This window comes from Devosia sp. Leaf420 (assembly GCF_001425445.1).
In the GTDB taxonomy this organism is placed as follows: Bacteria; Pseudomonadota; Alphaproteobacteria; order Rhizobiales; family Devosiaceae; genus Devosia.
In genome coordinates, this window is the sequence record NZ_LMQU01000015.1 from 90,218 (window position 1) to 101,871 (window position 11,654).

Annotated in this window: 9 protein-coding genes; 5 read left to right on the forward strand and 4 right to left on the reverse strand. The window is 58.8% G+C overall.

Annotation, left to right across the window (positions count from 1 at the left end; genetic code table 11):
• Nucleotides 1-64: 64 nt before the first annotated feature.
• Nucleotides 65-817, reverse strand: coding sequence for a Crp/Fnr family transcriptional regulator (locus ASG47_RS19300; protein ID WP_061911870.1), 753 nt, complete (start codon nucleotides 815-817; stop codon nucleotides 65-67).
• 104 nt (nucleotides 818-921) lie between these two features.
• Nucleotides 922-1,656: a phosphatase PAP2 family protein gene (locus ASG47_RS19305; protein WP_061911871.1), complete on the reverse strand. Its 735-nt coding sequence runs from the start codon at nucleotides 1,654-1,656 to the stop codon at nucleotides 922-924.
• A gap of 78 nt (nucleotides 1,657-1,734) precedes the next feature.
• Between ASG47_RS19305 and ASG47_RS19310 the strand changes: the two genes are divergently transcribed.
• Together ASG47_RS19310 and ASG47_RS19315 are read left to right on the forward strand one after the other, a co-directional pair.
• On the forward strand, nucleotides 1,735-2,667 hold the full coding sequence (locus ASG47_RS19310) for a diacylglycerol/lipid kinase family protein (RefSeq protein WP_061911872.1): 933 nt from the start codon (nucleotides 1,735-1,737) through the stop codon (nucleotides 2,665-2,667).
• The gene (locus tag ASG47_RS19315; protein WP_061911873.1) at nucleotides 2,664-3,491 is read left to right on the forward strand and encodes a metallophosphoesterase family protein; all 828 of its coding nucleotides are present in this window, start codon (nucleotides 2,664-2,666) and stop codon (nucleotides 3,489-3,491) included. The genes ASG47_RS19310 and ASG47_RS19315 overlap by 4 nt, the downstream gene beginning before the upstream one ends.
• A gap of 4 nt (nucleotides 3,492-3,495) precedes the next feature.
• Here the strand turns inward: ASG47_RS19315 and treY are convergent, their stop codons facing one another.
• Nucleotides 3,496-6,135 (reverse strand): malto-oligosyltrehalose synthase, encoded by a 2,640-nt coding sequence (gene treY / locus ASG47_RS19320; protein ID WP_061911874.1) that lies wholly within the window; start codon nucleotides 6,133-6,135, stop codon nucleotides 3,496-3,498.
• A gap of 413 nt (nucleotides 6,136-6,548) precedes the next feature.
• Between treY and ASG47_RS19325 the strand changes: the two genes are divergently transcribed.
• From ASG47_RS19325 to ASG47_RS19335, 3 genes are read left to right on the forward strand one after another with little or no spacing between them, the layout of a single operon-like run.
• Nucleotides 6,549-7,121, forward strand: coding sequence for a PAS domain-containing protein (locus ASG47_RS19325; RefSeq protein WP_061911875.1), 573 nt, complete (start codon nucleotides 6,549-6,551; stop codon nucleotides 7,119-7,121).
• On the forward strand, nucleotides 7,118-10,555 hold the full coding sequence (locus tag ASG47_RS19330; RefSeq protein WP_244487142.1) for a chemotaxis protein CheB: 3,438 nt from the start codon (nucleotides 7,118-7,120) through the stop codon (nucleotides 10,553-10,555). Before ASG47_RS19325 ends, ASG47_RS19330 begins: the two co-directional genes overlap by 4 nt.
• The gene (locus ASG47_RS19335; protein WP_061911876.1) at nucleotides 10,548-10,943 is read left to right on the forward strand and encodes a response regulator; all 396 of its coding nucleotides are present in this window, start codon (nucleotides 10,548-10,550) and stop codon (nucleotides 10,941-10,943) included. The genes ASG47_RS19330 and ASG47_RS19335 overlap by 8 nt, the downstream gene beginning before the upstream one ends.
• A gap of 5 nt (nucleotides 10,944-10,948) precedes the next feature.
• Here ASG47_RS19335 and ASG47_RS19340 read toward each other — a convergent pair whose 3' ends face one another.
• Nucleotides 10,949-11,515 carry a TetR/AcrR family transcriptional regulator gene (locus ASG47_RS19340; RefSeq protein WP_061911877.1) on the reverse strand — a complete coding sequence of 189 codons (567 nt, stop codon included), beginning with the start codon at nucleotides 11,513-11,515 and terminating at the stop codon, nucleotides 10,949-10,951.
• Nucleotides 11,516-11,654: the final 139 nt, after the last annotated feature.

Here is an 11,654-nt window from a genome sequence, read left to right on the forward strand (position 1 = left end):
CGAGCGAACTCCTCGGCAGTGAGAAGCGCACTCTAGTGGCTTGGGTTCCTTCAAAAATCCTTGGCTAGAGTTTTGCTGGATTATCCCGGCCGACTCGGCCGTCGAGATAGTGCAGATAGGAGGGGTCAAACTGCCCAAGTTTGCGCAGCTCTTGCCAACGCAGAATAGAGACGATCTGCTGATCGAAATCCATCACGCCCCGTCCACGCAGGTCCTGAAGGGTCCTATTGGCGTGCACCATCGAGATTCCCAATATATCGCCGAGGTCGGCCTGCGTCAGGGGCAGGGCAAAGGTGTTATTCTCGGTCAGCCCAGCCATGGCGGCACGAGTAAACAGCTCGCAGAAGAAGTGCGCCATGCGCGAAACCGCCTCGGCTTGGCCAAGCATGAGCATCCAAGCGCGAAACGCCGCTGAATCGATCAACGTGTCGCGCCAAAGTAGGGCATTCAGCGTTGGGGATCGGTCAAGTGCCTCATAGACCGCGTCATGCGGGATGCGCGCTATACGGCAATCGCTGATCGCGCTCAGACTGTGATCCATCATGTTTAGATGGAGACTGTGAAGGTCAGGAATGTCGCCCGCGGTGTGTAGCGAAAAGATTTGGCGATTGCCGTTCGGGAGCGTTTTAGATCGGCAGAGGTAGCCACTCACCACAAGACAGCAGCTCGAAGACACCTCGCCATCAGCGACGATTTCGCTCCCCTTGGCGAGATCGCTCTCGCGTAATGGTAGGCGGCGCAGCTCCTCGCGGTCGGCATCGGTGAGTGTGCCGATCGTCTCAAGACGGTGGAGCAAGGGGTCAATAGCGCTGTTCATAGCTTTCTGGTTTTCCCGTCACCATGGACCTAAACGCGCAAACGGCGAGTCGGCCTCAAGTGCAATGAGCGCATCATCTTGATTGTTTCCTACGAGGGCAAGTCTCAAGCGTCTTCAGGCAAGCCTTGCTGAATGGTTCCGCGCCGCTGCAAGATGGTGGCGCACATGACGCAAAACAGCGCCCACGCCGCACCAAGACACCAGCCGGCAAGCACGTCGCTGGGATAGTGCACACCCATGTAGAGCCGGCTGATGCCCACAATAACGGTCAGGACGATCGCGGCGCTGATGCTGAAAATGCGCAGGGGTCGCGTTGGTGCAAGCCGCGCGAGCAGAGCGCCGATCGTCAAGAACGTCACTGCAGAAAGCATGGCATGTCCACTGGGGAAACTGGCGGTGAACTGGGTCGACATCGCGACAAGGTCCGGCCGCGGGCGGTTATACGACATCTTAAGAAAAGTACTCAGAAGCGTTCCACCGAGCACGGAGACGACGATCATCAGTGCTTCTGCACGCATGCGCGCGAGGAGGAGGTAACTGCAAACACCAAGCACCATAAGCCCGAGGATGGCAAAGCTTCCGAGCGCGGTGAGGTCCCGCACCATCTCATGGACCCATGCCGGTCCTATGATTTGATCAACATTGGTCGGGTCGCGGAAGACCATCAGGATAGCATGATCGAAGGCTTCCATTTCGCCTTCGATCATCTCGTCGGCAATTTTGAGGAATGCCAGAATCAGTCCCGAAACCAGGGCTATCCCGGTCAGGAGTTTGGCTTCCTTGGTCACGAAGCTATGGACGCGGCGGTAGTGCTTTGAACGGCTGAGTGTGTCGAACATGGATTTCCTTCGGCGCCATTGGCAACGCATGGGCTGCCCGCACGTTCCCATGCCAATGTCTTACCGGGGCCAGGCACCGTGACCAAGAAAACTTATTATGTTCTTTTTAATGCCAATGCCGGAACTGCCATCGCAACGGGAGTTTCTGCCGAGTCCATCAAGGATCTCTTCGCCTCGCACGAATTGCATGCAACCGTCGATGCACGAACCGACGTGACATTCACGTCTCGGCTTGCCGATGCCATGGCAAGTGATGCGTCCGTCATTGTCGCCGCCGGTGGCGATGGTACGATTACGGCCGTCGCGTCCGCCCTTGTTGGGTCTGAAAAATCTCTGGCTATCCTTCCGCTTGGCACAGTCAATGCGCTCGCCAAGGATCTTCATGTTCCGCTGAACTTGCCTGCGGCGATTGCGGCGTTGGCCACTGGCGTCGAGCACCGCATCGATGTCGGCGAGGTCAATGGTCAGATCTTTCTCCACAAGGTTGTCATTGGGCTTATTCCCGGACTTGCTGCCGGGCGCGAGCATATCCGCGGCAAGCAGACATTCTCAGCCAAGATCGGCTTCGTGCGCTATTTCTTCCGTCGCCTCTCGCGTGCCAAGCGCCTTGCCATAGCCATCGAGCCGCTCGAAGGCGAGCGGCGGCTTGAGCGTGTGCAGGCGATCGCGGTGGCCAGTAATTCCTACGACGAGGGGCTTGGGCAATTCTTCTCGCGTGGCAGTCTCGATCGCGGCGTGCTGACGCTTTATGTCCTTCGGCACCTCAATGCCGGCGATTTTTTCCGCCTTTCGACCAATATGCTGCTGGGTCGCTGGCGTAGCGATGAGGCGCTGTCGATGGAAAGCATCAATGGCGTCGTCATCACGACCAAAAAAGGGCTCGTCAAAGTCATGCTGGACGGCGAAGTCCAGGCGCTGCAGAGCCCGCTCAATTTCTCGATCCGACCGCGGGCGCTTTCAGTCATCGTCCCGACCGAAGTCGCCACCCAGCCTAATGTGGAAGCCGCATGAAGATACTGCATATCTCCGACCTGCATTTCGGCCATCACGATCCCAAGCTTGCAGAGGGATTTGCCGATGATATAAACGCCCAGAAGCCCGACCTGATCGTGGCGAGCGGCGATTTCACGCAGATCGGCACCAAGGAAGAGTTCGAGCAAGCGCGTGAGTTTCTTGACAAGCTGACCGCCCCTGTCTTTGCCGTTCCCGGCAATCACGACGTGCCGGCCGTCAACATCCTGCGTCGTTTCTTCAATCCCTATGGGTTCTACAAAAAGTACATCTCGCCAGATCTCGAGCCGTTTCTCGAAATGGACGGCGTTGCCATTGTCGGCATGCGCACGTCACGTCGGGCACGGCTCGAATGGAACTGGGGGCATGGATCCATCTCGCGCGGCCAGCTCGAGGATCTAGATGAACGTTTTGCCAAGGCTTCGCCCAATGCGGTGCGCGTCATTGTCGCCCATCATCCTTTGCTCTTTCCCACTGAGCCGATGATCCAGAAGACCAAGCGGGTTAAGCGGGCGGACGATGCGCTCGAAACGTTTGCGAGCCTCGGCGTACGCCTTGTTCTGTCGGGTCACTTTCATCTGTCTTACGTGCGCAAACACGAACAGACCGACAAGAAGCGCGAGGGACAGCCGATGGGCCTCAGCAAGTCTGTCGTTGCGCCGATCCTGATTGCCCAGGCGTCCTCGGCGATCTCCACGCGCCTCCGTGGTGAGCCCAATGCCTATAACCTCATCGACATCAGCAATGAGCTGATCACCGTGACGGTGCGCGAGTGGCGTGATGGGGAATGGCATACCCGCGACCGCGCCACCGAACCTGTCTGACCCCTCAGGCCAGCCGCAACACTGCGGCTGGCATCTCGCCCAGGATTTCGTCGAGCGAACCACTGTCGACCTCGCGGCTAGTGAATACATTCGTCCAGTCTGCCGCCGCCAGCTCGCTTGGCAATTGCACCTTTAGATCCGGTGTATCTTCCGGCAGCCCCAGCCACGCCAGAACCAGAATGGTCGCATCGCCATCGCGCCGCAGGAAGCCGACCGCGCGCGAATTTTCCTCGTCGAAAGCGATCGGCTCGTAACGGCCCTTGGCAAAGAGGTTTGGGATCTCCTTGCGAAGAGCCAAGAGCCGGCTGATCACGCCAAGCTTGGTCTTGCCGCTGGTCCAATCGGCCATGGTCTCGCTGAGATCATTGGGCAGCGCGTTCAGCAGTGCCGTGCGCTCGGCAAAATCGACTGGGCGACGGTTGTCAGGGTCGACCATGCTCTGCTCATAGAGCTCGGCGCCTTGATAGATGTCGGGCATGCCCGGCACGGTCAGCTTTAGCGTCGCGGCGATGATGCTGTTCCGCGCGCCAAGCGGCCCAATCTCGTCCGCAAAGGCGCGGAAATCGGCCAGGAACTCGCCATCTGGATCAAGTGTCTGATCGACCACCGCCATCAGTGCGCCTTCGTAGTCCTCCGAGTTTGCCGTCCAAGTCGTATGCCGCCGCGCTTCGCGAACAGCCTTGGTCATGGCGTCTCTTGTGCGCTCGCGGAATGTTTCCAGTTTGTCTGGGTCGATCGCGCCGGAGCGCGCAAATTCCGCCGGCCAGGCGCCAAGCAATTGCTGGAAGAAATAATAAAGGTCGTTGGCGTCGATATCCTCGCCGAAATGGGCGCGCCATTCGGTGACCTTTGCTATCCATTCATCCGGTAGCAGCGACAGCGCGGCGATCCGGGCGCGGACATCTTCACCGCGCTTGGTGTCGTGGCTCGAACTCGTCAGCATGCCGCCGGGGAAATTTGCGGCGCGATCGCGGTTGAATGCGTGGAACTGATCGGGACTGGCCGAGAACTGGTCCGGCCGCTCGCCAACATCCGACAAGGCAATGAGGCGATTGTAGCGATAGAGCGCCGTATCCTCGAGACCCTTGGCCATGGCCGGGCCGGTAAATTGCTGCAGGCGCATCGCGGTTTCGAGCACGTCGTCTCCCTCGATATTGAGGAGCGCGACATCCCTGAGGAAATCAAACAGGGCCCCATCCAGCGTCGGGGCCATCGTCTGCGCTTCGGCCAGCGCCTCTTCGATATAATTTCGGTCGCTCGCCGTCGTGTCGCCGTCGACATAGGTCCGATAGACCGAAAGGCAGGACAGGAAATGCCGCAGAGCGTTACGGATGCCGTTGCGCGTCAGGTCTGCCGATGTCCAGTGGCTTCCAGCAATCGCAGTAAGCCGGGTCGTCAGGGCGTCAAGCTCGGCCGACATTTCATAGTCGATGATTTCGAGCTTGGCTTCCCGCTCCAGCGCGTCGAGCGTGCCCGTTTCGCCGGTAAAATCGCGATAAAATTCGGTCAGCGTTTTTTCTGCCGCTGGGTCGACGAGCAATTGAGCCGTCACATTGGCAAATTCATAGCCCGTTGTGCCGTCGATATCCCAATCCGCCCGCAGGGCCTCGCCGGGCGCGAGGATTTTTTCGACGACGAGATAGATCGGTCGTGGGCAAGCTTGCCGCAGCCGCAACGTATATTGCTTGGGGTCGTAGAGGCCATCGATATGGTCGATGCGCAAGCCCTCGACCAAGCCCTCTTCGACAAGCTGGAATATCAGCTTGTGGGCATGGTCGAAGACCTCCTGCCGCTCGATACGGATCGCCGCGAGATCGGAGACGATGAAGAAGCGACGATAATTGATTTCGTCCGCACCGACGGAGTAGCGCGCCGCGCGCCAGTTCTGCTTGGCGATCAGCTCCGCGAGATCCTGCCGCCCCGCTTCGCTGTTGAAGTGCTGAACTGCCATCTCGATGCCCGGGGCGCGAGCCTCTGCCAACCGCGTCTTGAGCTGTGCTGCGACATCCTGATCGACGCCCCAGCCGGAGAGCAGGGCCTCGTCTATGTCGCCTGCATGTTTGAGGATTTCCCCGTAGTGCCGTGGGTCGATCGGCAATTTGTGCGTGTCTTCAGCCCAGATCGCAAAGCTACCTGTGGCATCATCAAACTTGAGGGACATGCGTCCCGTTTCAATTGCCTCGCCCAGCGCAGAGCCGAGGAATGGCATGAGAACCTTATCCTGCAGCGATGGTTCAGACGGCGCCCAGTTTATGTCGAACCAATAGGCATAGCGGCTATCGCGCCCCCATTCGAGCACGTTGAGCCAATAGGGGTTTTCCGCCCCGCCAATGCCCATGTGGTTGGGCACGATATCGAGGATGATGCCAATTCCCTCGCGCCGAAACGCCGCCGCCATTTGCCTGAGGCCGTCGAGCGTGCCGAGTTCTGGGTTGACGAGCGTATGGTCGACCGTGTCATAGCCATGCATGCTGCCGGGCCGCGCTTTGAGAATTGGCGAGAGATAGGCGTGGCTGATGCCTAGCCGGCCAAGGTACGGCGCCAGTTTCTCGGCGTCTGAAAATCCAAAATCCTTGTTAAGCTGCAGACGATAGCTGGCGCGGGGGACGGGACGCTCGTCCCGGTCAGAGGCGTAAACAGGCATTGCAAAACCTTGGCTAACGCATGTGCCTACGGAAGCGAGAAGTCTCGTCCGCAAGAGCGTCATGCGCATAAACGACAGGCTGCGACAGGCAGCATACGACAATGGCAATCGAAGGAGCCGGGTTCCGGTCATGTGCATGGGAGGGGCAGCGCGTCTCGGAAAGCCCATCGGCGCCGCACTAATAATCCTGATAACTGAGCGGACGGACCGGTTATCGCCTTAATTTGTTTGGACAAAATCTATCCGCCCGAAGTTCATTGCCTCGGGTGGTCCGCAATTCCTGCCCCAATCCGTCGTTTCTCGCGACACGTGTCGGGCAAAGGGATAAGAACCTCTGGCCCTTGATGTGCATTCTCTGGCAGAACCGTCTTACTCGATCTGGCCCGGTCCATGATCCAACATTGGAGACTCTCGTGGCAGATCAGCAGATCACTCCGGAATTGGCCAATTATATCAGCAGCGCCCGGGTCGCCCTGGCTCTCGCCGATGTCAACGACGACCATCGTCTGGTCATGGTCAATACGGCTTTCTGTGATCTGACGGGCTATGGCAGCGACGAAGTCGTCGGGCAGAATTGCCGCTTCCTTCAGGTGTCGCGGTCGCGGGGTAAATCCGAAAATGTCGACGCGTTGACCGACATCCACCGTTTCCTCTCTGAACCAGACGTCCAGACGGTGCGTACACCCATCGTCAACTTCACCAAGGACGACAAGCCCTTTGTCAATTTGCTTTTCATGTCAAAACTCAAGGGACCGAGCGGAACGACGCGCTACATATTTGCCTCGCAGTTCGATGTGAGCCGGTCGCATCTCTCCATGCTCGACAGCTATGATCTGCAATTGTCGCAAGCCATTTCGGGTCTCTCACCCGTGCTGCAGGAAAGCGGCATGATCATCGAAGGTTCGCTCGCAACCATCGCCAATTCCGCCGCCATGATCGCTCAGGCCAAGATGATCCTTTCCCAGTTGGAGGCGTCCAACTCGTGACCCTCAACCAACCGGCGGTGACGACAGACATCGAGGAAGACGCCACTGTGCCGGTTATCGGCATCGGTGCATCAGCGGGCGGGTTGGAAGCGCTCCGCGACATGTTTGCAGCAGCAGGCACATCACCGGGCATGTGCTTTGTCGTGGTGCAGCATCTCGACCCCAACCACGAAAGCATGATGGCTCAGTTGATCGATCGGCACACCGAGCTGATCGTCAAGCAATGCGAGGGCGGTGAAAAGGTCGAGGCAGATACGGTCTACATCATTCCGCCAGGCCACGGCCTTGCCATTATGGATGGTCACCTGACCCTGACCGATTTCGAGCAGCCGCGTGGCCTTCGGCGGCCGATCGATGACTTCTTCATTTCGCTTGCGCTCGACCAGACGACCAACGCGGCCTGCGTCATCCTCTCAGGCACGGGTGCCGACGGCACCACGGGTCTGCGCGCCATCAAGGAGCATGGCGGCATCAGTGTTGTCCAGGAGCCCGGCACCGCGAAATATGATGGCATGCCGCTTTCGGCCGTGGGAACGGGCCTGGTCGATTTCGTTGCCGCACCCGCCGAGATCGTTGGCCGGCTCCAGTCTTTCTTCAATCGCCATAAAGTCGACAAACACGATCAGGCCGAAGTTGTCGCCGATCATGTCGATGAACTCTGCCGCGTCTTGAGGACTGCTGTCGGACACGATTTTTCCGGTTACAAGCGTTCGACCCTCGTGCGTCGCGTCGAACGGCGCATGCATGTCCTCGGCATAGCCAAAGGCCGGGATTATCTTGATCGGACGCGCACCGACCGCGCCGAATGCGAGGCATTGTTCCGCGACCTTCTGATCAATGTTACGCGCTTTTTCCGCGATGAGGCCATTTTCCGGCAGGTTGCCGAAGAGGCTATCAAGCCCCTTGTCTCAGCCGATGCCGACGAGGATGGTATCAGGGTCTGGATCCCGGGATGCTCGTCGGGCGAAGAAGCCTATTCCTATGCCATGCTCTTTGCCGAGGCTGCGGAAACCCTCAACCGGCCGTTGACGGTGCAGATCATCGCCACCGATATCGACGAGCAAATGCTTCAGATCGCGCGGGATGGCTCCTATCCCAATTCGGCCATGGCGGACATTCCGGCTCGATTGCGCGAAAAATACACGGTCCCCCACAAAGACCACTTTACGATCGCCTCGCACATTCGCGATCTCATTCGCTTTTCCAATCATAGCGTCGTCAAGGATCCGCCATTCTCGCGCATCGATCTCGTGTCGTGCCGAAACCTGCTGATCTATTTCAACGACAAGCTGCAGCAGTCGGTCCTGCCGCTGCTGCACTATGCATTGAAGCCCGGTGGTTTTCTGGTGCTTGGTCCGTCCGAGACCGTCGGCCGCTTCGACAATCTCTTCCCAGCCGTCAACGCCCAGGCACGCATCTTCAAGCGCTCGAACGCGTCACCGAGCTATCCCATGGAGCTGCCTGGCGGACGCGGTGAGGCCGCTCCGCGTCGTGCAGATCGTGACACAAGCGAAGTGACACGGGTGGTCAAGGAAGGTGGCCTCGCCAAATCGCGGCTGATGGAGCGCTATGTTCCAGCAAGCCTTGTTGTCGATGGCGAAGGGCTAATCGTTGCTGCCTATGGCCGGTTAGGCCGCTTCTTCGATTTTCCCGTCACCCCGATGGATACGGCGAGCGCGACGTCTTTGGCACGTCCCGGTCTTCGCAACACCATTACTCCGCTGCTGCGCCAGGCCAAAGAAGCCAAGCGCCGTGTCGTCAGCCGCGACGTCAAGGTGCAGTCCGACTTCGGCACGGTGACAGCTGAGGTCGTTTGCGATCCATTGGCTGATGGCACCTTCCTCTTCGTGTTCCAGGAATCCGCGCCCTTTGCCATGTTTACCGATGGCGACACGCTGGCTGAAAGCGATGGCGATGAACATCTCGAAGCCATCGAGAGCGAACTGCGTCTGACCCGTCATCGGCTCCGCTCCGCCGTGGAAGAGCTCGAAACGGCCAATGAGGAGCTCAAGAGCTCCAACGAAGAAATGATGTCGATGAACGAGGAGCTTCAATCGACCAATGAAGAGCTCTCGACCGTCAACGACGAGCTCAAGACCAAGGTCGATCAGATTTCCGTCGTCAACGCCGACCTCCGAAATTTCCTGGATTCAACCGATCTCGCCGTTATCGTTCTCGATCGTGACCTGCGGGTCCGTAGTTTCACCAATGCCGCAACGACAGTCTTCCCGCTGCAAGCCGGCGACCGTGGCCGTTCGCTCTCCGAAGTCGCAAGCCGTCTGGCCTCGCCCGACTACTTGGACGATGCTCAGCGTGTCGCGGAAACGGGCGAGTCCATCCAACGTCGCGTGCTAAGCCAGGACGGTCGTCGGACCTTCGCGCTCAAGATCCGCCCCTATCGCCTCGCATCCAATGAGATCGATGGGGCCATGCTGGTTCTCACCGAACTGACAGATCTCCTCTCCATGGAGCGCGAGCTCGAGCAGGGCCGTGAGCGCCTTGATATGGCGGTCCGCACCGCCGGAATTGGCGTCTGGGAATATAGCCCGCTAACGGGGCGAGCTATTCTAGACAATTTCGAATTGGCGAATTTCGGCATCTATGAGCGCGATGGCGCGGTCGATGACCTGATCAACTACGTTTTCCCCGCCGACCGCAGGGTGGTGAAGGAAAAGCTCCACGACGCCTCGCTCGGCCGCGGTGATTTCGAAGCGACCTTCCGTCTTCAATCGGCGACCGCTGGTCTTCGCTGGGTCCGCGCCTTTGGCCGCCTGATCGATGATAATGGTGAACGTCGCCTGATTGGTGTCACCATCGACGTCACGCCGGAGCACCAATTGGCCGAAACGCGCGACGTGATGCTGCGCGAAATGAACCACCGCGTAAAAAACCTCTTCGCGCTCATCGCGGGGATGATCCGCATCGCGTCGCGCCGGTACGAGAAGGTTGGCGACATGGCCGAGGACATCGGCTCGCGTATCGCCGCGCTTGGCCGGGCCCACTCCCTGTCGACCAGCGCGCAGGGCGAGCAGTCGGCCAATATCAAGGACCTCATTCTGGCGACGCTTGCCCCCTATGAGGGGCATGCGCAGATCCATTCGTCAGGGCCAGTGCTGGAGGTCAAGGCATCGGCCATCTCGTCCTTTGCCCTCATCATCCACGAATGGGCCACCAATTCCGTCAAATATGGCGTCCTCGGGCCCGAGCCGGGGAACCTTTTGGTGGAATGGTCTGTTCATGACCACCGGCTGTCCCTAGAATGGACAGAGCAGCGGGTGACCGCTGTACCGCACATTGAGAGTTCCGGTTTCGGAACGATCCTTATGGAGACCTCGGCGCGACAATTGGCGGGCGAACTGATCACCACAGTGGATGACAATCGCCTGAAACACGAGTTAAGCGTGCCGACTTCGGTAATTGAGTTAGATGAATAACAAGATCTTGCTGGTCGAAGATGAGCTTCTTACAGCGATGGACGTTGAAGACACTCTGCGTGAAGCGGGCTGGGATGTAGACGGTCCGTTCTCCAGCGTTCGCAATACCCTTCGTTATCTCGAGAACAATTTGCCGCTATGCGCGGTTCTCGACGTGCGTCTTGAAGACGGGGAAGTCCTGCCTGCCGCAGATGTGCTGGCAGAGGCGGGCGTCCCGATTGTTTTTCACTCCGGCCATGCCAGCCACGACCAACTCTCGTCGCGCTATCCTGATGCCTCGTTTTGCGACAAGCCGGCTTTGCCGCAAATGCTTGCCCAAGCTGTCGAGCAGGCCATCGATCGCGTGCGTGGCAGTCTAGACGAGTTGCAGGCCGTCCGCGCCACTTGATCGCGTTAGCGCCCCTCAAAACTGAGCGTTGAAACCAGTGTCGCAATCCGTTGAGCCAGTTTTTCTGCTGGCTCCACAGGTTCGGTTCTGAGCCAGTTGATGGCGAGCCAGCTTAGTCCGCCCGCAAAGAAGCGGTTCACTGTCTGGGCGTAGACCGGGCTCGCTTCCGAAGGTGCGATATGGCTGGGCACGAGGCGCGTTCCCGTCAGCGAAACCAGGTCATCGAAAAAGCTCGCATTTCCGGCCTCTTCCATGACCCGCACAAAGAAAGTGCGGTGTTGTGCGAGATAGGCGAAAATTTCCAGCGCCGCCTTTTCGATATGCGCCCGTAGCGCCTCGCCCGCCAATTCCTCATTTTCCTCTGAATGCGCCAGAGCCTCATCAAGGCGCATGAAGGCAGCCGCGCGCGCTGCGGCGGCGAGATCTGGAAAATGCTGGTAGAATGTGGGGCGCGTGACGGCAGCTTTTGTTGCGACCTGCGTAATAGAGAGGCCGGACAGAGGTCCTGCGTCCAGCAGTTCAATGACAGCGTCTAAAATGGCGCCGCGGGATCGTTCGAGACGAGCGTCCATGGGTCCTTGCATAACCTACTTTACAATCGTAAATCTATGCCGTAATTTTACATCTGTCAAATAGGCGGCAGTATGGCCGCAGCCAGTCGGAGAGCTCGCATATGCGGTCCCGTTCATCATCAATCCTTCGATCCGCCAC

Bases quoted from the DNA above. Each gene is read 5' to 3' on its own strand.
- ASG47_RS19340 (WP_061911877.1), bottom strand. From the start codon at position 11,515: ATGGACGCTCGTCTCGAACGATCCCGCGGCGCCATTTTAGACGCTGTC.
- ASG47_RS19305 (WP_061911871.1), bottom strand. From the start codon at position 1,656: ATGTTCGACACACTCAGCCGTTCAAAGCACTACCGCCGCGTCCATAGC.
- treY (WP_061911874.1), bottom strand. From the start codon at position 6,135: ATGCCTGTTTACGCCTCTGACCGGGACGAGCGTCCCGTCCCCCGCGCC.
- ASG47_RS19335 (WP_061911876.1), top strand. From the start codon at position 10,548: ATGAATAACAAGATCTTGCTGGTCGAAGATGAGCTTCTTACAGCGATG.
- ASG47_RS19300 (WP_061911870.1), bottom strand. From the start codon at position 817: ATGAACAGCGCTATTGACCCCTTGCTCCACCGTCTTGAGACGATCGGC.
- ASG47_RS19315 (WP_061911873.1), top strand. From the start codon at position 2,664: ATGAAGATACTGCATATCTCCGACCTGCATTTCGGCCATCACGATCCC.